Annotated in this window: 16 protein-coding genes; 9 read left to right on the top strand and 7 right to left on the bottom strand. The window is 69.8% G+C overall.

Going from position 1 to position 23,220, the window contains the following annotated elements; genetic code table 11:
* The first annotated feature begins 231 nt into the window (after positions 1–231).
* The 4 genes from AP428_RS03375 to AP428_RS03360 all read left to right on the top strand — a co-directional run bounded on the left by AP428_RS03375 (position 232) and on the right by AP428_RS03360 (position 3,785).
* The gene (locus AP428_RS03375; protein ID WP_011545020.1) at positions 232–444 is read left to right on the top strand and encodes a glycine zipper 2TM domain-containing protein; all 213 of its coding nucleotides are present in this window, start codon (positions 232–234) and stop codon (positions 442–444) included.
* A gap of 216 nt (positions 445–660) precedes the next feature.
* The gene (locus tag AP428_RS03370; protein ID WP_054927626.1) at positions 661–915 is read left to right on the top strand and encodes a hypothetical protein; all 255 of its coding nucleotides are present in this window, start codon (positions 661–663) and stop codon (positions 913–915) included.
* Between the two features lie 145 nt (positions 916–1,060).
* Positions 1,061–1,987 (top strand): DMT family transporter, encoded by a 927-nt coding sequence (locus tag AP428_RS03365; RefSeq protein WP_011545018.1) that lies wholly within the window; start codon positions 1,061–1,063, stop codon positions 1,985–1,987.
* A 517-nt stretch (positions 1,988–2,504) separates the two neighbouring features.
* Entirely contained in the window at positions 2,505–3,785 is a 1,281-nt protein-coding gene (locus AP428_RS03360) for an EAL domain-containing protein (protein WP_011545016.1), read from the top strand.
* A gap of 51 nt (positions 3,786–3,836) precedes the next feature.
* Here the strand turns inward: AP428_RS03360 and arfB are convergent, their stop codons facing one another.
* The 4 genes from arfB to recC are packed head-to-tail and all read right to left on the bottom strand — an operon-like array spanning position 3,837 to position 13,595.
* Positions 3,837–4,241: an alternative ribosome rescue aminoacyl-tRNA hydrolase ArfB gene (gene arfB / locus AP428_RS03355; protein WP_006476409.1), complete on the bottom strand. Its 405-nt coding sequence runs from the start codon at positions 4,239–4,241 to the stop codon at positions 3,837–3,839.
* Positions 4,238–6,556: an AAA family ATPase gene (locus AP428_RS03350; protein ID WP_054927568.1), complete on the bottom strand. Its 2,319-nt coding sequence runs from the start codon at positions 6,554–6,556 to the stop codon at positions 4,238–4,240. Before AP428_RS03350 ends, arfB begins: the two co-directional genes overlap by 4 nt.
* Complete coding sequence (recB, locus tag AP428_RS03345; RefSeq protein ID WP_054927567.1) at positions 6,553–10,260, bottom strand: exodeoxyribonuclease V subunit beta; 3,708 nt, start codon at positions 10,258–10,260, stop codon at positions 6,553–6,555. Before recB ends, AP428_RS03350 begins: the two co-directional genes overlap by 4 nt.
* Positions 10,257–13,595 carry an exodeoxyribonuclease V subunit gamma gene (recC, locus tag AP428_RS03340; RefSeq protein WP_011545014.1) on the bottom strand — a complete coding sequence of 1,113 codons (3,339 nt, stop codon included), beginning with the start codon at positions 13,593–13,595 and terminating at the stop codon, positions 10,257–10,259. Before recC ends, recB begins: the two co-directional genes overlap by 4 nt.
* 179 nt (positions 13,596–13,774) lie before the next feature.
* Here recC and AP428_RS03335 point away from each other — a divergent pair, with 179 nt between their 5' ends.
* Both AP428_RS03335 and AP428_RS03330 read left to right on the top strand, forming a co-directional pair.
* Positions 13,775–16,069, top strand: coding sequence for an FUSC family membrane protein (locus tag AP428_RS03335; RefSeq protein ID WP_011545013.1), 2,295 nt, complete (start codon positions 13,775–13,777; stop codon positions 16,067–16,069).
* Positions 16,070–16,361: 292 nt separating this feature from the next.
* Entirely contained in the window at positions 16,362–17,729 is a 1,368-nt protein-coding gene (locus tag AP428_RS03330) for an amino acid permease (RefSeq protein ID WP_011545012.1), read from the top strand.
* Positions 17,730–17,876: 147 nt separating this feature from the next.
* Here the strand turns inward: AP428_RS03330 and AP428_RS36580 are convergent, their stop codons facing one another.
* The gene (locus tag AP428_RS36580) at positions 17,877–18,038 is read right to left on the bottom strand and encodes a hypothetical protein (RefSeq protein WP_006476417.1); all 162 of its coding nucleotides are present in this window, start codon (positions 18,036–18,038) and stop codon (positions 17,877–17,879) included.
* A 243-nt stretch (positions 18,039–18,281) separates the two neighbouring features.
* Here AP428_RS36580 and AP428_RS03325 point away from each other — a divergent pair, with 243 nt between their 5' ends.
* From AP428_RS03325 to AP428_RS03315, 3 genes are read left to right on the top strand one after another with little or no spacing between them, the layout of a single operon-like run.
* The gene (locus tag AP428_RS03325; RefSeq protein ID WP_011545011.1) at positions 18,282–19,325 is read left to right on the top strand and encodes a Fe(3+) ABC transporter substrate-binding protein; all 1,044 of its coding nucleotides are present in this window, start codon (positions 18,282–18,284) and stop codon (positions 19,323–19,325) included.
* Positions 19,315–21,003, top strand: a complete 1,689-nt coding sequence (locus AP428_RS03320) for an iron ABC transporter permease (protein WP_011545010.1) — start codon at positions 19,315–19,317, stop codon at positions 21,001–21,003. Before AP428_RS03325 ends, AP428_RS03320 begins: the two co-directional genes overlap by 11 nt.
* A 4-nt stretch (positions 21,004–21,007) precedes the next feature.
* Positions 21,008–21,781 (top strand): ABC transporter ATP-binding protein, encoded by a 774-nt coding sequence (locus tag AP428_RS03315; RefSeq protein ID WP_011545009.1) that lies wholly within the window; start codon positions 21,008–21,010, stop codon positions 21,779–21,781.
* Positions 21,782–21,811: 30 nt separating this feature from the next.
* Here the strand turns inward: AP428_RS03315 and AP428_RS03310 are convergent, their stop codons facing one another.
* Both AP428_RS03310 and AP428_RS03305 read right to left on the bottom strand, forming a co-directional pair.
* Positions 21,812–22,282, bottom strand: coding sequence for an Lrp/AsnC family transcriptional regulator (locus tag AP428_RS03310; protein WP_006484401.1), 471 nt, complete (start codon positions 22,280–22,282; stop codon positions 21,812–21,814).
* 235 nt (positions 22,283–22,517) lie between these two features.
* Positions 22,518–23,159 carry an NAD(P)-dependent oxidoreductase gene (locus AP428_RS03305; RefSeq protein WP_006476420.1) on the bottom strand — a complete coding sequence of 214 codons (642 nt, stop codon included), beginning with the start codon at positions 23,157–23,159 and terminating at the stop codon, positions 22,518–22,520.
* Between the last annotated feature and the right edge of the window lie 61 nt (positions 23,160–23,220).

Below are 23,220 nucleotides of genomic sequence, written 5' to 3'. Positions count from 1 at the left end.
GCTCGCGTCGCGATGCACGAAGCCCGCTTTCGAGCGGGCTTTTTTTCGCGTGCCGTGTGCCTGTTGCGCATGCCGTGTGCCTGCCAACCCGGTGCGAAACAATTGATTACGAAACCGCGCGGGCCTTAACAAGTCCTTACAGCAGCGTCGCGGGACGGCGCGTAGATTGAAGTCATGCGCGGCCGCCAGCCGGTCGTGCGCCTTCCGTTCACTACCACAAGGACAACGATCATGAATTCGATTCGGCGTTTTGGGGTATGCGCGCTCCTCGTCGCGACAGTGGCCAGCCTGTCGGCCTGCGATTCGATGTCGCGACGCCAGCGCGATACGGCAATCGGTGCAGGTGTCGGCGGCGTGGCCGGCGCGGCGATCGGCGGCAACGCGCTGTCGACGCTGGGCGGCGCGGCGGCCGGCGGCATCATCGGTAACCAGGTCGGCAAGTAACGAGCGCGACATCGGCCGGTTGGGCGTCGCCCAGTTGCTGGCCGGTCGGTTCAACGGCGTTTCCGCGGTGCGGAAGCGCCGTTTTCGTATGCGTGCCGCAACAGGCGCGGCCGCGCCGCCCGGAAATGATCGGTTACCGTTTTTCATACCGTGTCATCGGTACGCGGCCTAAGCTTGAAGCATCTGCCGATGGCCGGCTTCCGCCGGAGACACATCATGAACAGGACCTTCGTCGCCGCGGCGCTTGCCTGCACGACGCTTGCCGGCTGCTACTACCCCTACGGCTACTATCCGGGCGGCTATTACACGGTGGCGCCGGTGCCGGTACAGCCCGCGCCCGTGTATGTCGATCCGGCCCCCACCTACTACTATCCGGCGCCGGCGTATGCGCCCGCGTGGGGCGGTTACTGGGGCCCGGCGTTGTCGCTCAATTTCGGTTTCGGCGGACGCGGCGGCTGGCGTCATCACTGATCGGCCGCGCCGCACGCGGCCGGTTACTCGCCCGGAGCAGCAAGCGGCGGAATTCCCGTTTCTTGTCGTTTCATCCGATCCTGAAACGACGGTGCGGTAACGCGGTGTAAGATTCTTCGCATCCCGTCCCGCCCCGGCCTGATCGATGTCGCCCAAGAACGCTTTCCTGCTGACCGTACTCGCCGCCCTGTGGGGCGCCTCCTTTCTGTTCATCCGGATCGGCGTGGTCGATTTCGGTGTCGCGCCGCTGATGGCGCTGCGCGTGGGCATCGGCGCGCTGTTTCTCGCGGGCTTCGCGCTGACACGCTTCAAACCCGCCGATCTGGGCGCCCGGTTGCGCCGTCATGCGTGGCCGCTGTTCGTCGTCGGCGCGCTGAATTCCGGCATCCCGTTCTGCCTGTTCGCGTTCGCCGAGCTGACGCTGTCGGCCGGCGTGACGTCGGTGATCAACGCGACCACGCCGCTGTGGGGCGCGCTGGTCGCTTACCTGTGGCTGAAGGACAAGCTGTCGCTGCCGCGCGCGCTCGGGCTCGTCATCGGATTTGCCGGCGTGCTCACGCTCGTGTGGAACCAGGTCGCGAACGCGCACGGCGACACGGGCGCCAGCGCGACCGCGCTCGCCGCGGCGGCCGCGCTCGGCGCGACGCTGCTGTACGGCATCGCGGCCAACTATACGAAACGCAAGCTCAGCGGCGTCGATCCGCTCGTCAACGCAGCCGGCAGCATGATCGGCTCGACCCTCCTGCTGCTGCCGTTCGCGATCGCGACCTGGCCGCCCGCGCCGGTCGGCGTGCACGCCTGGAGCGCGGTGCTCGCCCTCGGCGTCGCATGCACGGGCATCGCGTATTTCATCTTCTTCTACCTGATCGCGCATGTCGGGCCGGCCCGTGCGATTACCGTGACGTTCGTGATCCCGGTGTTCGGGCTGCTGTGGGGCGCGCTGTTCCTCGGCGAACACGTGTCGGCCGTGATGATCGAAGGCTGCGCGATCGTGCTCGTCGGCACTGCGCTCGCAACCGGTGTGATCAAGCGGATTCCCGGCGTCCGACCGCGCGGCGGCGAGGCGGCTTGACGATCGGCGCGCGGAGCGCACGAACTGCGGCCGGTCGCCCGTCGCCCGTCGCGCGGCAATGCCGGTGACGACGCGACGCGGGTCTGCCGACGGGCCGCGGATCGCATCATGACGCGCGGGCATTCGCCTCATTCGTCTGACGGCGGCGGCGGCCGCCGGGATTTCCCGCATCGGCCTGCGCGTTGCGCCGCGGCGACGCACGGTCATGCCGAGGCTCTGTCGCGAGATTGTCATCTGCTGCTGGCTGCGGCGCGCTTCGTTTCGCGACGGTCATGCACCGTACGCATGCACGCGGCGCCCGTCGCCGCGCCGCCGGGCACGGGCTGGAATCGCGGTGTACCGTTTGCGTCTGGAGTTACCCTGATACGCGCGCCGCGGCAATCCCGTTACACTCGGAAAACTCATCCGCAGAAGGCGGTCTCGATGCTCCACGTTCTTTTGCGTCCGCCTGCGCATGCGGCTGCATCGGCGTGGCGATGCGCCGCCGCCCCGCCGCCCGCTGCCGGGCACCGTTGACATGAAGTCCACCCGCGACCTGTCGCTCGACGCCCTGCTCGAACGCCTCACGCCGACGCCTCAGGGCTGGCTCGCCACCTATCGCACCACGACCTTGCGCAGCGTGTTCCAGCCCGTGCTGTCGATCACGCACAAGCGTGTCGTCGGCTACGAGGCACTGCTGCGCGTCGTCGACGGCAACGGCGCGCTGGCGTCGCCTACCGCCCTGTTCGACAAGGCGCGCGGCGACGCCGACGCGCTGCTGCTCGACCGGCTCGCGCGCTGCCTGCACACGGCCAACTTCGTCGCGCAGGGGATCGGCGACGGCTGGCTGTTCCTGAACGTGACGCCGCGCGTGCTGGACACGGGCCTCGTGCAGCGCGAGTTCGTCGAGGCGCTGTGCCGGCATTTCGCACTGCCGCCGAATCGCATCGTGCTGGAGGTGATCGAGCAGCCGGCGCGCGACGAAGCCGCGCTCGCCCGCACGATCGACATGATCCAGCATCGCGATTTCCTGATCGCGATCGACGATTTCGGCACCGGCTTCTCGAACTTCGACCGCGTGTGGCGGGCACGGCCCGACATCGTGAAGCTCGACCGTTCGCTCGTCGAGCGATCGACCGGCTCGGCCGAGGATCGCCGCATCATGCATCACCTCGTGTCGATGCTGCACCAGGCCGGCGCGATGGTGCTGGCCGAAGGCGTCGAAAGCGACGACGCGCTGCAGGCGCTGATGGAAGCCGACATCGATTTCGTGCAGGGTTTCCAGTTCGGCCAGCCCGATGCATCGATCGCGCACGCGAGCGCCGCGGCACCCGCGATGCTCGATGCCGCGTGGCGGCGCTTCCTCGCCCGCCGGCACACGCCGGTGGCCCCCGAGCAGCCCGGCTTCGACGCGATCGAACGGCTCGTGCTCGGCGGCGCGGCCGCGTTTTCAGCGAGCGGCAACCTGCAGGACGCCGCGCAACGCGTGTTCGCGGTGCCGGCCGCGCGTCGCGTGTTCGTCACGGACGAGACCGGCGAACAGTTCCTGCCGTCGATCGGCGCACCGCCCGACGACAGCCAGGCGAGCGTGACGCGTCTCGCGCCGCTGTTCCCGGAAACCCACAGCAACTGGTCGCGACGCCCGTATTTCCAGCGCGCGATCGCCGCCCCCGGGCGCGTCGCGCTGATGGGGCCGCACTTCTCGCTGACGGAAGGCCGCGACTGCTATACGGCCGCCGTCGCGATCCGCGCGCAGAGCCGGCTCGTCGTGTTCTGCGTCGACTTCGTGCTCGACAGCGCCGGAACCGTGATGCGGTAGCCGGCGCGCACGGCGCACGTTCGCCTGCGACCCGCACCGGCCCTTCGCTCGTCAGTCGATCACCTTCCCTCGTCCTGACTTCACCGTGCTGCGGCGCGACTTGTGCTCGAGCCGCCGTTCCTTCGACGCACGCGTCGGCCGCGTCGCGACCCGGGCACGCGGCGTGTATGCGACGCTGCCGATCAACGTATCGAGCCGTGCCAGCGCGGCCTCGCGGTTCTTCTCCTGCGTCCGATATTCCTGCGACTTGATCACGACGATGCCGTCGCGCGTGATGCGCTGGTCGGACAGCGCAAGCAGCCGCTCCTTGAGGACCGGCGGCAGCGACGACGCGCGAATGTCGAAGCGCAGATGAATCGCGCTCGACACCTTGTTCACGTTCTGCCCGCCCGCGCCCTGCGCGCGCACGGCCGTCCATTCGACCTCGGCCGGATCGAGCGTGTAGCGAATCATCATCGCGAAACCTCCGTGCGGCGCCGGGCAAGCGCCTCGTCGACGCGGGCCGCGAGCCCCGAATCGCGCTGCGTGCGTGTCGCGACCGCCTGCGCCAGCACGCGCCGCGGCCCGATCACCTGCACGCGCGTGCGGGCGCGCGTGACGGCCGTATAGACCAGCTCGCGCGTCAGCACCCGGCCGAACGACGCGGGCAGCACGAGCGCCGCCTCGTCGAATTCCGAGCCCTGCGACTTGTGCACCGTCAGCGCGAAAGCCGTTTCGTGCGGCGGCAGCGCAGCCGGCGACACCGCGCGCGCGGTGCCGTCCGCGCGCCGGAACCACACGCGTAGCACGCCATGCGCGTCTGGCAGCGCGATGCCGATATCACCGTTGAACAGCCCCAGCGCGTAGTCGTTGCGTGTGACCATGATCGGCCGCCCGGTGAACCAGTGCGCGCCGACCGCGAGCGGCACGCGCGCCGCATGCCGCACGTGCGCGGCCACCAGCGCATTGACGTGTTCCGCGCCGCGCGAGCCGCTGCGGGTCGCGCACAGGATCCGGAACCGGTTGAGCGCGTCGAACAGCGGCAGCGGATCGGGCGCCGGCGCGGCCAGCGCATCGCGCAATGCGTCAAGGTAGACGCCGAAACGCCGGGCGAGCCGCTCGACCGTCGACGACGCCAGCGTGTCGCCCGCATCGTCGTGAAACGATGCGGCGGCCGAATCGTCGGCGGGCAGCGCTTCGAGCGCCGCCTGCACGTCGCCGCGGCGGATCGCGAGCGACAGCCGCCCGATCGGCGAATCGAGACCGAAGCGGTAATTGCGTTCGAGCCATACGACGCAGTCCGCGAGCGGCGCCGCGGCGGGCGTGCCGGTGGACGCGGCTGCGGCTGCCGCTTCGCCGGCCAATGGCGATGCGGGCGCCGTCATCGATGCAAGCGCCGCATCGCCTGCGTCGAATGGCGGCAGCTCGACGGTGTCGAGCCACGCGAGTTCGTCGGCCTCGATCCAGGCCGGTGCCTTGCCGTCTGGTGCGCCGGCATCGGCGGTCAGTGCCGACTCGGCGCGCGGGGGCGGCGCGATGTCGGTCGACGACACTTCGTCATCCTGCGGTTCGTCGTCGAACAGCGACGCCTGTCGCGCATCGACTTTCGACGACCGAAGCGCCGATTTGCGCGAAACAGGCGCGGATGCCGATGGCGACGCCGGAGCCCGTGCGGAAGCGGACACCGGATGCGCGGCCGGAACCGCTGCCGGCGCCGCCTCGTCCGACACCGGCAACGCCGCGACGAACGTCGCCTCGTCGATGCCCAGCGCCTGCGCGATGCGCGTGCGCGCCGCGGCGGTGAACGCCGGCCGCGCGCTCAGCTCCGCGAATACGGCGCCGGCCTCGACCGCCGCCAGTTGGTCCTTGTCGCCCAGCAACACGAGCCGCGCACCGGGCGCGAGCGCGTCGAGCAGATGCGCGGCGAGCGCGACGTCGATCATCGACGCCTCGTCGACGACGATCAGGTCGTACGGCAACGGATTGTCGCGATGATGCCGAAAGCCGGCCGCCCCGCCGCCGCCCAGCAGCCGATGCAGCGTGTACGACGTGTCGGGCAGGCGCGCCGCGAGCTCGGGCGGCAGATCGCCGGCGCGCGCGTGCAGCGCCTCCTGCATCCGCTGCGCGGCCTTGCCGGTCGGTGCGGCCAGCGCGATGCGCAGCCCCGGGTGCGCGTCGAGCAGACAGGCCAGCACGCCGACGACGGTCGTCGTCTTGCCCGTGCCCGGCCCGCCGCTGACGATCGTCACGCGGCCCGTCAGCGCGACGATCGCCGCGACGCGCTGCCAGTCGACTTCACCGGTGGCCGGCCCGAAGTAACGGGCGAGACTGTCGCGCAACCGGTCGGGCGACAGGCCTTCGTCCGGCGCGGCGACGCCGGCCTGCGCGACGAGCGCATCGGCGAGCCGCCGTTCGTAATCGAAATAGCGCGACAGGTACAGGTGATCGAGCCGGTCGACGATCAGCGGCCGCTCGTCGCCGCGCGCGAGCGTGCCGAACGCGACCACGCCGCTCGCGGCAAGCGCCGCGCGGACCTCGTCGAGCGGCGCTTCGTAACGCTGTGCAAGCGCGCCGAGCGCGACGCACACGTGGCCGCTCGCGGTCGCGCGGCTCGTCGCGAACGCGGCACGCGCCGCCCAGCGTGCCGACACGGACGGCGCACCGGCACGTCGCGCGAGCTCGCCGATGCGGCGCGCGAAGCCTTCCGCGAGCGCAATGCCGAAATCGGCCGGCTCGGGCAGCCGCGCGACGAGACCGCCGGTGAATTCGAGCATGTCGTCGGATGCGATCATGCGCGGCCCCCTTCCATCATCCGGTCGAGTGCGTCGACGAGCGCGCGGGCGGGCCGCCGCGCATGCACGCCGGCCGGCTCGCCGCCGCTGCGCCAACCTGGCCGCACGCCGCGCACGAACAGGTACAGGTAACCCGCGATATGCGTGTCGTAGTCGTAATCCGGCAACCGGCCGCGCAGATAGCGATGCAGCGCGACCGTGTAGAGCAGCGCCTGCAGGTGATACGCGTGATCGGCCATCGCGACGTCGAGCGCGCGCGGGCCGTAGGCGTCCGGTGTCGTGCCGAGGTGGTTCGACTTCCAGTCGACGATCCAGAAACGGCCGTCGTGTTCGACGATCATGTCGATGAAACCCTTGATGAAACCGGCGAGCGTGCCCGCCTCCAGTGCAACGTCCGGATAACCGTGCGCGACCAGCAGCCGGCGCAGCGCCAGCAGGTCGAGCGACGGCGCCGGAAACAGGAAACCCATTTCGTCGAGCCGCTTCGCCGGATCGAGATCGACGAGCCGCATGCCCGGCACGAGCTCGGTGTGCACGACGTCGTCGACGAGCCGCACCATCATCGCCGGCAGACGCGCCGCAAGCGCCGGCTCGGCCTCGACCGGCCGGTCGTGCAGCGCGCCGAGCGCGGCCGCGTGCCACGATTCGGGCTCCGTGAACCGGCTGAGTTCGAACAGGCGGTGCAGGCATTCGCCGGCCGCCGCGCCGCGCGGGAACACGAGGATGTCGTCGTCCGGCGGGTCGGTCGCAACCGTATCGGCGAATATCAGTTCGCCGTCCGGCGTCACCGCGGCGAGCGCATCGTGATCGGGCCGCAGTTCGTCGTCGGGCACGGCGGCGACACCCGCCTCCTCGCGCGCCATCGACGCGGTCAGCGAGCTGAAGCTCGCCATCCGCCACGCATCGCGCAGCACGCGCGTCGCATGGCGCGCCGCGAGCGTCTGCGACGCGTCGTGCCCGGCCGCGAGACGCTCGCGGCGCGCGGGCACGGGCAGCGGCGCGACGCTCACGGGGCCGCCCGCGAGCGCGCGCCATGCCGCCTCGAGCGCGGCTTCGTCGGGCGGCTCGTCGAGCCACGCATCGAACGCATGGCCGGCACCGGCGACGAGCCAGTTGAGCACGCTGCGCCGCGCTTCGCGCGTCGAACGCGACGACAGATAGGGCCCGGCGACGACATAGCAGCGATACACCGCGCGCGTGAGCGCCACGTAGACGAGCCGCGCGCGCTCCGCGGCCTGCTCGCGCAGCGCCTGCCGCGCCGCGTGCGCGGCCGCTTCGTCGTCGCATCCGTAATGCAGCACCGCATCGCCCGCGTCGTCGTGATATTCGCGCGCATCGGGCAGCGCGGAAGACGGCGGCTCGCGCAGTGCGCCGTCGTTCAGGAACGGACAGAACACGACCGCGTATTCGAGCCCCTTCGACTTGTGCACCGTGACGATCTGCACGAGGTTGCGATCGGATTCGAGCCGCAGTTGCGCTTCCTCGCCGCCGCCGTCCAGCCGTTGCGCGGCCAGCCAGCGCAGCGTCGGCGCGATACCCGGTTGCGCGGATGCCCGCGCCTGCGTCAACTCGGCCAGATGGTTGATGTCGGTCACGCGGCGCTCGCCGTCCGCACCGGCCATCAGCCGTTCGGCGATCCGCAGCTCGCGCGTGAACGTGCGCCACATCACCGCGAAGCCGCGTTCGCGCCACAGCAGCCGATACCGCGAGAAGCGCTCGACCCAGCTCATCGCGTCCGCACTGTCGGCCGCCGACGCGCCGGGTGGCGCATCGCCGTCGCCCTGCTCCATGCGCCACAGCGCGCCGGCATCGAGCCCGAACCAGTCGGACGCGAGCGCCGCGCGCAGACGCCGCAGGTCGCCTGGCGCATCGATCGCCGCCAGCACGCGCTCGAGCTGTTCGGCGTCGCCGGTCGAAAACACCGACGCCTGCGCCAGCTCGACGCTGCCGATGCCCCACGTCGCGAGCACGCGCTTCACGAGGCTGCCCTGCCGGTGCGTCTGCACGAGCACCGCGATGTCGCCCGGCGACAACGGCGTGTCGCCCAACCGCACTCGCCCTTCACGCGCGCCGGCCATCAGTCGTGCGATCTCGGCCGCGCAGGCCTGCGCAGCCTGCGCCTGCGCATCGCGCTTGAGCAGCGTACCTTCGCCGCCCGGCAGCGCCCACACCCGGAAATCGCCGGCCGGGCCCGGATCGGTCTCGTCGACGAACGGCGCACGCACACGCGTGCCGGCGCGCACCGCGTAATAGTCGAGCCCGTCGAGCACGAACGCGCGCGGATTCGACAGGAAGAAGCGGTTGCACGCTTCGACGATCGCGGGTGTCGAGCGCTGGTTGACCGCGAGCGTGTAGCACGCGCTCGCCCGTGCGCGCGCGGCGAGATAGGTATGCAGGTCGGCTGCGCGGAAACTGTAGATCGCCTGCTTCGGATCGCCGACGAGGAACAGCGGGCCGCCCGGCGCGAAGATCCGGTCGAAGATCGCGAACTGCAGCGGATCGGTATCCTGGAACTCGTCGATCAGCGCCGCCGGATAGCGCGCGCGCAGCGTCTCGGCGAGCCATGGATGCGCGTGCAGCGCGTGATACAGGTTCGCGAGCAGGTCATCGAACGACACGGCGCGTCGCGTGCGCTTGCGCTCGGCCAGCTCCCCGGGCGCCATGTCGAGCCATTCGGCGATCAGCGCGAGCCAGCGCGCGCGCTGCGCGGCCTCGGCTGCGGCCACGGCCGCTTCGAGCGCGTCGGCCACGTCGAAGAACGCGTGTGCGGGTGTCGCACCGCCTTTTTTGGTCGCCTTCGTCAGCGCGGTTTGCGTGAGCTTCAGCGCGGCTTTCGGCAGCGCGGCCGTCGCGTCGCCCTGCTCGAAATGCACGGCCCACGCGGCGAGCGCATCGGCGACCGCGTCGGGCTTGTGCGAGCGTTGATTCAGCACGGGCTGCGCGGCGCGCAGCAACGCATCGATCGCGTCGCGCTCGGCCGCCCACATCCGCGCCGCCTCGGCGAAGCATTCGGCCGCCGCCGCTTCGGCTGATTCGTCCGGCTCGGTCACGCCATCCCAGCGCAGCGCGGCGAGCGGCTTCTTCAGCCGGCGTGCAAGCTGTGCATCGAGCGCGGCCGGGCCGGCGCCCGATTCGACGAGCCAGGTCGCGAAGCCCGGCCAGCGCGCGGCCGCCGGTTCGACACGCGTGCGCCAGAAATCCGCCGCGAGTTCGAAGCGCAGCGACGCATCGTCGGCCTCCATGTCGAACGCGAACGGCATCGCGGCCGCGAACGGCGCTTCCTGCAGTGCACGCTGGCAGAACGCGTGGATCGTATGGATCGCCGCCTGGTCGAACGCGCGCAGCGCGCGCCGGATCCGCTTCGCGGCCGTCTCGGAGTCGAGCGCGCCGTCATCGCTGAGCGTGGTCTCCAGCAGGCGCGCGATGAACGGATCTCCGCCGTCGTCACCCGTGTCGAGCGCATGCGCAAGCTGCGCGAGCCGGCTGCGAATCCGCTCGTGCAGCTCGGCCGTCGCCGCTTTCGTGAAGGTCACGACGAGGATCTCGTCCGCGCCGAGATCCTTTTCGAGCAGCAGACGCACGTACAGCGCGCAGATGTTCCAGGTCTTGCCGGTGCCGGCCGACGCCTCGATCTGGTTGACGCCGTCGAGCGGGCAGGCGAACACGTCGAGTTCGAGCGCCTGCTGCTGCGACACGGCGCTCATGCGACCTCCTTCAGATGCTCGACGAGCGGCTCGAACACGAGCCGCGCGAGCGTGCCGAACGGCTCGTCGAGCGACGGATGCGCGCCGCGCCACGCGATCGCGATGGCCGGGTCGTCGGCTTCGCTCACGACCCGCTCGTTGATCCACACGCTCGCGGCCTTCGCCTCGCCGTCAGATACCCGCGCCCACGCACTGCGCGGGAAAAACCGCAGCGGCATGCGCCGCCCCGCGCGAAACAGCGCGGCCAGCGGCGCGAGCCGTTCGAGCGGCGCCGCGACGGGCGTCAGCTCGAACGCACCGCCGCTGCCGAACCACAGCGTGCGGCGCGGGCCGCCGGGCTCGATCGCACAGTAGACGAGATGCGCGAGCCACGCGGACAGGTAATCGCGCGCGCTCGGCCGCGCATAGCGGTAGATGACCTGCCCGGCCGGCGTCAGCCGGTTCAGCGTGCCGTGCAATTCGAGCGGCGCGCTCACCGCGTCGGCCGCCAGCATCGCGTCGTCGGCGCCGAACAGCGCCTGCTCGGTGTCGGGCCACTTCGGTGCGACGATGAGCGAGAACGGCCGCCGCTCGATCCCGTCGGCCAGCGCACGGCGCACGTTCGACGCAAGCTGCGTCATCGAACCGAGCGCCTGGTCGCGCCACACCGCCCCCGTCGCGCCGCCGGGCAGTTCGGGGCTCGCGTCCGCAATGCGCAGCGCGTGATCGTGCACGCCACCCTCGCCCGCTTCGATCAGGAGCGGCAGCACGCGCTCGGCCAGCGCGTCGCTGCCGGCAAAGTCCAGCGCGAATGGCTCGGTATCGAGTAGTTCGGCCTGTGCGTCGGCGAGCACGATGCCGAGCCGGCCGCGTAGCAACGCACGCGCCGGATGCCGCCAGAAGCGTTCGAATTCGCTGAACGCGACGGGCTCGACCGGCTCGGCCGGCAGCGGCTGCGCGAAGAACGGCTGCTCGCGCGGCTCGCCGCGCGACGCTTCGGCGGCCAGCAGCGACGCGAGTGTCGCCCGCTCGGCGTCGTACGACACGAGTTCGCTGCCCGGCTGGAAATACGCGGCCGCGAACGGTTGCAGCGGATGCTCGACGATGAACGCGCGCCGCGCGGCATCGACCGCATCCGGTGCGGCGCCGAGCCCGGCCGTGACGATCGCCAGATGATCGAGCAGCTCGTCGACGAGCGCCGCGGGCGGCAACGGCGCATTGTCGCGGATGCTGCGGCCCGTATAGGCGATCAGCAACCGGTCGCGTGCGGCGAGCAACAGGTCGAGAAACAGATTGCGCTCGTCGTCGCGACGCTGCCGGTCGCCCAGCTTCGGCAGCACGGCCATCAGGTCGAATTCATCCGCGCGCGCGAGACTCGGCAGCACGCCGTCGTCCATCCCGAGCAGGCAGACGACGCGATACGGCAGGCCGCGCAAGCTCGTCAGCGACGAGAACGTGACGCCGCCCCACGGCACCCCGCCGCGGGCCGGATCGTCGAGCGCCGCGGTGAGCCCCGCGCGCACGACGGCCGCCGGCAACGCCTCGTCCGGCGCACCTTCCGTCATCGCGGCCAGCATCGCGTCGAGCGCGTCGCGCACGCCGGCCAGCGCATCCGCATACGCGGCGCCCGAATCGAAGAAGCGCGCGAGCGTGTCGGCAAACAGCTCGCTCCAGCCGCGCGGCGTGTGCGACTCGGCGAGCCGCCGCGCGAAGCCGTCGAGATCGTCGGTGAAGCGTGCGAGCCGGCCGAGCAGTTCGGCCTCGCTGCCGGTGGCCGCCTCGATCGGCAACCACGCGCCGATCGGCGCCGCCCCTTCGGGCATCGCATAGCCGAGAAAGAGCCGCGCGAGCGCATCGGAGAACGTATGGCGCGGCGCGGGCACGGCCGCGTCGTCGCTCGCGAGCGGCGACAGCCCGCGCCGCGCGCCGGCGGCCGCGAGCCAGGTCTGCACGGTTTCGAGCGCGGCCGCGTCGATGTCGTAGCGAGCGGCCACCGCATCCACGCGCAGCCATTCGACCAGCTCCGGCGCGCCGACCTGCCGTTCCGGCAACGCGAGCCAGTCGAGCAGCACGCGCGCGACCGGGTTCGCCTGCGACGGCGGCAGGCCGGTGATCCGGTACGGCACCCGCGCGCCGCCGGCGCCGGCCGTGCCGAACACCGCGTCGATCAGCGGCCCGGCCGCGGCGAGATCGGCGACCGCGACGAGCACGTCGGACGGCTGCAGGCTCGTATCGGCGTCGAACCAGGCAAGCAGCCGGTCGTGCAGCACCTCGAGCTGGCGTGCGAGGCTGTGGCACACGTGCACCTCGATCCCCCGCTCGACCGGCGTGTCGCCGATGTCGGCTTCCGGCTGCAATTCGAGGATCGCGTTCTGCACGCGCGCGAGCCAGGTGGGTGCGGGATTCTCGACGAAACGCGACGCATCGCCCGACGCGGCGCTTTCGGTCAGTTCGTGCAGCATGTGCAGTTGCGCCTGCGTCTGCCTGCCCCATTCGGCGAGCAGCGGATGACCGACTTCCTGGTAGTCGCGCCGCCCGGCCGCATCGAGCGCCTCGGCATGCGCGGCGGTCACGATGTCGAACCAGAATTCGCGGCACGGGTTCAGCGCGTAGACGCGCACGTCGATCCAGCGCGACAGTTCGCGCAACAGCGCGACGTGCAGCGGCGGCATCGTCGGCAGCGCGAACACGCTGACCGATTCGGGCCAGTCGGCCCGCGCGACCGCGTCGGCATCGAGATGGCGCGCTTCGACGAGGAAGCGGTGTGCCGGCGGCGTGCCGCTGTCGCTCAGCTCGGCGAGCAGCGCACGCCACAGCGCAGCCTGCCAGCGCTCGTCGTCGCGCGCGGCGTCGCTGATCCCGCGCGGTGCGGCGTCGCCCGCGAGCACCGATTCGCCGGCCTGCCACGCGGCCAGCCATTCGGGGCGGTAGGTCAGATAGTGATCGAGCACGGCCGCGACGCGATGGGCCAGTTCGTAGCGCATCGCATCGTCGGAAGCCGACAGATACGCGGCGAGCCGCGGCGACGCGAGCCACGGCGCACCATCGGCCGCCTGCGCGAACAGCCGGTAGCAGCGCCACACGAGCCGGTCGGGCGCGAACGGCGAGCGCGCGGGCACCGTCAGCACGCGGCCGATCTGCGCCCACAGCCACTGCGCGAGATAGGTGAACTCGACGTTCGCGCACACGCCATTGCGCGCGGCGATGTCGAGCTCGAGACGGCGGCGCAGCGCCGCGCTCGGCACGATGACCTGTTGCGGCGCCCACGGGCCGTTGCGGGCCGGGAACGCGGTCAGATCCTCGAGCAGCGCGTCGGCCAGCGTTTCGTGACGGTTCGAATAGAAGAGATGGAGCATGAGGCGGGCGTCGGAACCTCGCACCGACGGGGCCGGGCGAACAGGATGACCAAGGATAGCAAAGGGCCGCAGCCACGGCCATCGTCCGGACAGCCAGCTTTTGCGAGCCGCGAAATACGATAGACTCGTCGCCAGTCAATACGCCGCCCCGGCGTCTTCGTCTGTCATTCAGCCCATCGATGCGCTATTCGGTCGAAATCAGAAAGTTTTTCTACAGCCAGTACTTTTTCGGCGGCCTGCGGATCGCGGTCGGCGTGTCGCTGCCGGCCGTGTTGTGCCTGATCGTGTTTCACAACCGCGAGCTTGGCTTCACGATCTCGACGGGCGCGCTCGGTGCGTGCGTGGTCGACATGCCGGGCCCGCTGAAGTACAAACACAACGAAATGCTCGCGTGCAGCGTGATCGGCTTCCTGGCCGCGCTCGCGACCGGTCTCGCGACCCCGAACATCTTCGCGCTGTGGCTCACGATCGTGCCGCTCACGTTCGTGCTGTCGCTGATCGTCGTCTACGGCAACCGCTGGCCGCAGATCAGCTTCGCGACGCTGTTCATGATGGTGATGACGCTCGAGGAGAAGTTCACGCCGCTGCAGGCGTTCGTCAACGCCGGCTGGATTCTCGCGGGCGGCCTCTGGTACACGTACTGGGCCACGCTCGTGTCGCAATGGCAGGCGCGCCGAATCGAGCAGCAGGCGCTGGCCGAAAGCCTGTTCGCCTGCGCCGACTACCTGCTCGCGCGCGCGCAGTTCTACGACCTCGACGCCGATCTCGACGAGTGCTACCGCAATCTCGTCGCCCGGCAGATCACCGCGGTCGAAACGCAGGAAACCGCGCGCGACATCGTGCTGCGCAACCTGCCGAAGCTGCGGCGCGGCAAGCTCGATCCCGGCCGCACGACGATGTACAACCTGTTCATCAACAGCGTCGACCTGCACGAGCTGTTCGTCGGCGCGCACACCGACTACCCGCTCGTGCGCAACACGTTCGGCGGCTCGGACCTGATCATTTTCTATCGCGACCTGATCCGCAAGGCCGCAGCCGATCTCGAGGAGGTCGGCCTCGCGGTGCTCGAAAACCGCGCGCCGCATTCGCACATCAGCGTGAAGGCCGAGCTGCGCGCGATCGAGTACGAGATCGAGTTGATGCGCAAGAAAAACTTCGCGGCCACCCACGCGGAAGCCTATGCGGCCGTGGTCGCGACGTTCCGGCGCATCTGGAGCGCGACGCGCCTGATCGACCGGATGCGCCGCAACCTGTCGGGCCACGCCGATCCGCAGCAAACCGAACTGAAGATCGACAAGGCGCTCACGCGCTTCCTGCAGCGCCGCCGCATGTCGCCGCTGCTGATCTTCTCGAACCTGAACATGCGCTCGCCGAGCTTTCGCCATGCACTGCGCGTGACGATCGCAGTGGCGGTCGGCTTCTGGATCGGCCGGCTGCTGCCGCTCACCAACGCGTACTGGATCGTGATGACGACCATCATCATCCTGAAGCCCGGCTATTCGCTGACCAAGCAGCGCAACGCGGCGCGTATCGTCGGTACGCTGATCGGCTGCGCGGCGAGCGTCGCGCTGATCTACACGGTCAAGGATACGCACCTGCTGATCGCGATCATGTTCGGGTCGATGGTGATGAGCTACAGCCTGCTGCTGTTCAACTATGCGGCGAGCGTCGTGTTCACGTCGTCATACGTGCTGCTGATGTTCCACCTGCTCGCGCCGGGCAGCATGCGGATCATCGGCGAACGCGCGATCGACACGGTGGTCGGCTGCATGATCGCGATCGCCGCGAGCCGGCTGTTCCCGTACTGGGAATACCGGCTGATGGGCAAGCTCGTCACCGACATGTTGACGTCCACCCGCAAGTATTTCGAGGCCGTGTGGCGTGCCGGGCGCGGCATGTCGCCGCCGGTGCCGGTGCCGACCGCCGACGGTGCCGCCGTCGTCGCGGGCGTCGCCGCCGCGATCGAATCCCCGACGGCCAGCCTCGACGACGACTACCGCTACCGCCTCGCCCGCAAGGACGTGCACATCGCGTTCGCGAACCTCGGGCAGGCGTTCCAGCGGATGATGATCGAGCCGAAGGCGCACCAGCGCTTCGTGCCCGAACTGAACGACCTGCTCGTGCAGACGCACGTGCTCGGCGCGCAGATCACGGCCGCCGCGCCGCTGATCCGCAGCGCATGCGCGGCCGACGGCGGCCTCGTCCACGACGATGCGCTGCAGCGCGGCCTCGCCGCGGTGCTCGACAATCTCGAGAAGGCCGAGGCCGGCGAGCCGCCGCCCACCGACCAGCTCGAAGCGTCGAAGCAGATCACGCGCGATCTCGATGCGATGGTCGTGTCCGCGGAAAAATCCGATGCAGTCGGCGCCGAGCTCACGCACGACCTGAAGGTGCTCGCGCACCAGTGCAAACAGATGCTCGCGTCGTCGCTGCTGATCCGCAAGGATGCGAGCGTGATCCGCCTGCCGGCCTGACCTCCGGCTGTCCGCGCCGGCAGGCCGGCCCGCGCACGACGCGGCTCGGCCACCGGCGCGCCTCGATTCAACGATCCCCCGAAGCATGCTCCACCGCTCCATGCGGCGCGCGCATTCAGCGCGCGACCGCCCCACGCCCCGTTCCGCTCGCCGCGCCAGTCAGGGAATACCCGATTCCGGTCACCGGGTCCGGCTTGTTATCATTCGTTCACATTCAAGTTGTATAGACAACTTGGCGCACTCGAACCGGCCCCGCTCGCCAGGTTCGTCGCATAACGATATCGGAGACTCGATGAAAAACTTGCAGCGCCACCTGAGCGCGCGGCACATCCGCTTTCTCGCGCTGGGCTCGGCGATCGGTACGGGCCTGTTCTACGGCTCCGCGTCCGCGATCCAGCTTGCCGGCCCGGCCGTGATCCTCGCGTACATCCTGGGCGGCGCGGCCGTCTACATGGTGATGCGCGCGCTCGGCGAGATGGCCGTGCGCGAACCCGTCGCCGGCTCGTTCGGCCACTACGCGACCGAGAACCTCGGCCCCTTCGCGGGCTTCGTCACCGGCTGGACCTACACGCTCGAAATGGTGATCGTCGCGATCGCGGACATCACCGCGTTCGGCATCTACATGGGCTTCTGGTTTCCGGACGTCCCGCAATGGATCTGGGTGCTCGGCGTCGTCGCGATCATCTGCGGGCTGAACCTGTGCCACGTGAAAGTGTTCGGCGAGCTCGAATTCTGGCTGTCGATCATCAAGGTCGGCGCGATCGTCGCAATGATCGGCGGCGGCGTCGCGATCCTGCTGACCGGCATGCACTTCGGTCATTCGGCCGACTTGCCGACGTTCGCGAACCTGTGGAACCACGGCGGCTTCTTGCCGAACGGCATCGGCGGGCTGATCGCGTCGCTGTCGGTGGTGATCTTCGCGTACGGCGGGATCGAGGTGATCGGGATGAGCGCCGGTGAGGCGAAGGACCCGGAACGCGTGATTCCGCGCGCGATCAACGCGGTGCCCGCACGCATCCTGCTGTTCTACGTGCTGACGATGGTGGTGCTGATGTCGATCAGCCCGTGGACGGGTGTCGGCAGCGACGGCAGCCCGTTCGTGCAGATCTTCTCGGCGCTCGGCGTGAAATCGGCCGCGACGATCCTGAACCTCGTCGTGATCAGCGCGGCGATCTCGGCGATCAACAGCGACATCTTCGGCGCGGGCCGGATGATGTTCGGGATGGCGCGGCAGGGTCAGGCGCCGCGCGTGCTGATGACGACATCGCGCCACGGCGTGCCGTGGGTCACGGTGCTCGTGATGGCCGGCGCGCTGCTGGTGGGCGTGCTGCTCAACTACCTGATGCCGAAGGACGTGTTCCTGGTGGTCGCCGCGATCGCGACGTTCGCGACCGTGTGGGTGTGGCTGATGATCCTGCTGTCGCAGGTGGCGATGCGTCGCCGCCTGTCGAGTGCCGAAGTCGCCGCGCTGAAGTTCAAGGTGCCGCTGTGGCCCGTCGCGCCCGCGCTGACGATCGCCTTCATGGGCTTCGTGATCGTGATGCTCGGCTGGTTCGAGGATACGCGCGTGGCGCTGTATGTCGGCGCGGCATGGCTCGCGCTGCTCGCGGCCGTGTTCTACGCACGGATTCGCCCGAAATTCGCACCTGCGTCACGTTGACGCACGGCGGACTGGCCGGTGCGGCGCGCCGGTTCCGACGCGCCTTCCGATGTCCCGGTTCCGCGCGGCGCCCGTCGCGCCGGACGCCGCGGATCGACTCCCGTGGCATGCCCCGCACGCGACCCGATCAGGCCGCGTAGCGGCGCGTCAGTGCGACGCCGCGCTCGCGGCCTCGGCCGGATGGGCCTCGTCGTACGCGTGCTTCTGCGAAATCGCGTTGTACAGGATCGTCCCGATCACGAGCAGCACGGCCACGACGATCAGGATGCTCACGTTGCGGACAGGGTTCTTCTTGCGCTGATCGTTCATGGTCGGTGCGGCTCCGTCAAATTCGTCGAAGCGGGCATTCTACGCGCTTGCGCCCACACTGCACCGCCCCGTTCGCCGCCCTCCGGCCCCGGCTTCTCCTCCGCTTTCCGTCAGCTTTCGATTGTTAATCGTTCCCATTTCGATCTAGAATCCAAAGTCTTTCATTTTGTAATGTTTCGGGTCGCTCGGGCGGCAGGCGCGCCCCGGAACGCTCCCTCGTCCACCTGCCGCACCGGAGTCTTCATGTCGAATCCGCGCACCCGCCTGCTGCCGCTCGCCGGCGCCCTCGCCGCCGCCGCAGCAGCCTTCGCGCCGCTTGCCCACGCGGCCGAGGAAGTGAGCCTGTACACCACCCGCGAGCCGAAGCTGATCCAGCCGCTCATCGACGCGTTCACGAAGCAGAGCGGCGTCAAGGTCAACACGGTGTTCGTGAAGGACGGCCTGCTCGAGCGCGTGAAGGCGGAAGGCGCGCAGTCGCCGGCCGACGTGCTGATGACGGTCGACGTCGGCAACCTGCTCGACCTCGTCGACGGCGGCGTCACGCAGCCGGTGCGCTCGAAGGTGCTCGACGACGCGATTCCCGCGAACCTGCGCGCCACGAACGGCGACTGGTACGCGCTGTCGCTGCGCGATCGCGTGCTGTACGTCGAAAAGGACCTGAAGGTCGATGCGTTCCGCTACGAAGATCTCGCCGATCCGAAATGGAAGGGCAAGGTCTGCATCCGCTCGGGCCAGCATCCGTACAACACCGCGCTCGTCGCGGCGATGATCGCGCACGACGGCGAGGCCGCGACCGAGACATGGCTGCGCGGCGTGAAGGCGAACCTCGCACGCAAGGCGACCGGCGGCGACCGCGACGTCGCGCGCGACATCCTCGGCGGCATCTGCGACGTCGGCCTCGCGAACGCTTACTACGTCGGCCACATGAAAAACGCCGAACCGGGCAGCGATGCGCGCAAATGGGGCGACGCGATCAAGGTCGTGCGGCCGACCTTCGCGAACGCGAAGAGCGGCGGCACGCACGTGAACATCAGCGGCGCGACGGTCGCGAAGCACGCGCCGCACAAGGCCAACGCGGTGAAACTGCTCGAATATCTCGTGTCGCCGGAAGCGCAGGCGCTGTATGCGCAGGCGAACTACGAATACCCGGTGCGCGCGAACGTGAAGCTCGACCCGGTGATCGCCAGCTTCGGCACGCTGAAAGTCGATCCGCTGCCGCTGGCGGACATCGCGAAGCATCGCAAGCAGGCGAGCCAGCTCGTCGACAAGGTCGGCTTTGACAACTGACGCATCGCCCGCCCGCGCCTGCCGCGAGCCGAGCGGCCTGCGCCTGCGGCCGCGCGCGGGCAGCCTGTGGCTGCTCGCGGCGCTGACGATCGCCGCGGCGGTCGCGGCGCCGCTCGCGGTGCTCGTGGCCGCCGCCTTCGACGCCGATCTCGCGCACTGGCGGCATCTCGCGGAATTCGTGCTGCCGCAGGCGCTCGTCAATACGCTGCTGCTGCTCGCCGGGGTCGGCACGATCGTGTCGATCGTCGGCACCGGCTGCGCATGGCTCGTCACCGCCTACGATTTTCCCGGCCGCCGGACCCTGACCTGGGCACTGCTGCTGCCGCTCGCGGTGCCCACCTACATCGTCGCGTTCGCGTATCTCGATCTGCTGCATCCGATCGGCCCCGTGCAAGGCGCGATCCGCTGGCTGCTCGGCTTCGACAGCCCGCGCCAGTTCCGTCTGCCCGACCTGCGTTCGCTGCCCGGCGCGATCTTCGTGCTCGGCTTCGTGCTGTATCCGTATGTCTATCTGAGCACGCGCGCGATGTTCGTCACGCAGTCCGCGAGCCTGCTCGAGGCCGCGCGCACGCTCGGCGCGGGCCGCCTCGCGACGTTCTGGCGCGTCGTCGTGCCGCTGGCCCGCCCGGCGATCGCGGTCGGCGTGAGCCTCGCGCTGCTCGAAACGCTGAACGATATCGGCGCGTCGGAATTCCTCGGCGTGCAGACGCTGACCGTGTCCGTCTATACGACGTGGATCACGCGCTCCGATCTCGCCGGCGCCGCGCAGATCGCGCTGGCGATGCTCGCGATCGTCGTCGGCATGATCGCGCTCGAACGCTATGGGCGCCGCCGCCAGCGCTACGCGCACGGCCGACGCATGCGGCCGATCGCGCCGCGCCGCCTGACCGGCGCGGCCGCGCTGGGCGCCGCCGTGCTCGGCTGGCTACCCGTCCTGCTCGGCTTCGGCGCGCCGGCCGCGTACCTCACGGTCGAAACGGCCAAGCGGCTGCACCTCGTCGGCGGCATCTCCGCGCAATTGATGACGGGGCTCGCGAACACGCTGACGATCGCGACCGCCGCCACCGTCGCGACGCTCGCGTGCGGACTCGTCGTCGCGTGGGCCGCCCGCGCGCAGCGCGACAGCGCCGGTGCGGGCCCTGCCCGCCTGTGCGCGCGGATCGCGAGCCTCGGCTACGCGGTGCCAGGCACCGTACTCGCGATCGGCCTGCTGATTCCGTTCGCGGCGGCCGACCGGCTGTTCGGCGCGGCGCTCGGCCGCGACGGGCTGCTGCTGATGGGTTCGGCGACCGCGCTCGTGATCGCCTATACCGTGCGTTTTCTCGCGATCCCGGCCGGCGGCATCGAGGCCGGCCTCGCGCGCATTCCGCCGTCGCTCGAACAGGCCGCGCGCTCGCTCGGCGAGACGGCCGGCGGCACGTTGCGCCGCATCCACCTGCCGCTGTTGCGGCCCGCGCTCACGACGAGCGCGCTGCTGGTGTTCGTCGACGCGATGAAGGAGCTGCCGGCCACGCTGCTGCTGCGTCCGTTGAATTTCGACACGCTCGCGACCTGGCTGTATGCGGAAGCCGCGCGCGGCACCTATGAAGAAGGCGCGGTCGCCGCGCTCGCGATCGTGCTGGCCGGGCTCGTGCCCGTGATCCTGCTCGCCCGCACCCGCCACAAGATCGGAGCCTGACACCGTGAACCTGCTCGAACTCGACGACCTCTGCGTCGCCTACGACACGCCGCACGGCCGCCGCACCGTGGTCGACGGCCTGAGCCTCGCGCTGCCGCGCGGCGACATCGGCTGCCTGCTCGGCGCGTCCGGCTGCGGCAAGACCACCGTGCTGCGCGCGATCGCCGGCTTCGAACCCGTGCGCATGGGGCGCATCGTGCTGGACGGCACGCCGGTCGCGGCGCCGTCGCTCGACGTGCCGCCCGAGCGGCGGCGCATCGGCATGATGTTCCAGGATTACGCGCTGTTTCCGCACCTGAGCGCGGCCGACAACGTCGCGTTCGGCCTGCGGCGCATGCCGAAGGCCGAACGGCGCCTGCGCATCGCGGAGATGCTCGACCTCGTCGGCCTAGCCGATTCCGGCGACGCGTATCCGCACGAACTGTCGGGCGGCCAGCAGCAGCGCGTCGCCCTCGCACGCGCCCTTGCACCGTCGCCGGAATTGCTGCTGCTCGACGAGCCGTTCTCGAATCTCGACGTCGATACGCGCGAGCGGCTCGCGTTCGAGCTGCGCGACATCCTGAAGCACACGGGCCACACCGCGATCCTCGTCACGCACAATCAGGCGGAAGCGTTCGCGATCGCCGACCGGATCGGCGTGATGAAGGACGGCCGGCTCGCGCAATGGGACACGCCGTATGCGCTGCACCATCATCCGGCCAGCCCGTTCGTCGCGGATTTCGTGCGCCGCGACGCGCTGGCCGACGAGCGCGCACGCGCGCTGGCGCGCGGCCGCTGAAGCCGCGCGGCCGACGCGGCGGCAAGCCCGTCAGGCCGGCTCGGCCAGATCGCGCACGGGCAGCGCGGTCGAATACTTGATCTGCTCCATCGCGAACGACGAACTGACGTCGAACAGCGGCACCGTGCGAATCAGTTGCTTGTAGACGCGGTCGTAATCGTCGATGCCGGCCACCACCACGCGCAGCAGGTAATCGGTCTCGCCGCTCATCCGGTACACCTCGACCACTTCCGGCATGTCGCGCACCGCCTGCGTGAAACGCTGCGCCCATTCCTCGGTGTGCTGGTTCGTGCGGATCGCGACGAACACGGTCGTGCCGACCCCGAGCTTGCGCGGATCGCACAGCGCGACCTGCGCGCGAATCGCGCCGGTTTCCTTCAGCCGCTGCACGCGCTTCCAGCACGGCGTCTGCGACAGGTTCACGCGCTGCGCCAGCTCCGCGATCGGCAGCGTGGCATCCGCCTGCAGCAGCTCCAGCAGCTTGCGATCGATGGCGTCCATTTCTCCATTCCCTCGTCGATAGAAATTTATTCTATTCATCCTGCCCAACGGGGAACAATATGAAAAGTGTCTCGGCACGTCGACCGGTGTAAATACCGATCCGCCACGCGCTCGCCGCCCCAAATGAAACAGGCGACGCCACCCGCGAGGGGTGGCGTCGCCTGACATCGTCGCGCGTCGCGGCTTGCACGCCGCGCCCGGGCCGGCGCTCACACGCCGCCGGCCGCCACGCCGATCAATACGCGACCGTCGCGATTTCGCGCACGAAGCTGTCCTGCTCGAGCGCGTCGACGAACGCGACCGCGTAGTCTTCCGCCGAGATCTTGCTGTTGCCCTGCGCGTCCACGATCAGCTTGCCGACGCCGGTGCGGAACGTGCCCGTGCGCTCGCCCGGCGCGATCAGCGCGGCCGGCGCGAAGAAGGTCCAGTCGAGATCGGTGACCGTCTTCAGGTAGTCGAATGCATCGCGGTGCGCGAGCGCCTGCGGCTTGTACGCGTCCGGAAAACCTTCGGTGTCGACGAGTTGCTTGCCCGGCGCGACTTCGAGCGAACCGGCGCCGCCTACCACGACGAGCCGCTTCAGGCCGGCCTGGCGCGTGCCGGCGACCAGCGCCTTCGCGGCCGCGACGACCTGCGCCGCATCTTCCTGCTTCGGGCCGTACGCGCTTGCGACGACGTCATGGCCCGGCAGCGCGGCGGCGATGCTGGCCGCGTCGAACAGGTCGGCCGCCTTCGCGGTGATGCCGTCGCCGGACGCGCCCGGATGGCGCGACAGCGCCGTGACGCGGTGGCCGCGTCGCACGGCTTCCGCCGCGATGCGCGAGCCGATCGTGCCGGTGGCGCCGAACAGCGCGATATTCAACGAACGTTGCGTCATATCGATTCTCCAGTAATGAAAATATGTAACACAGTTAATTACACATAAGACCGAAAAAAAC

Source organism: Burkholderia sp. E168m22, assembly GCF_001319805.1.
Taxonomy (GTDB): Bacteria; Pseudomonadota; Gammaproteobacteria; order Burkholderiales; family Burkholderiaceae; genus Burkholderia; species Burkholderia orbicola.
The sequence above is the reverse complement of the archived record's forward strand: the minus strand, read 5'-3'. Positions and strand labels throughout refer to the sequence as shown.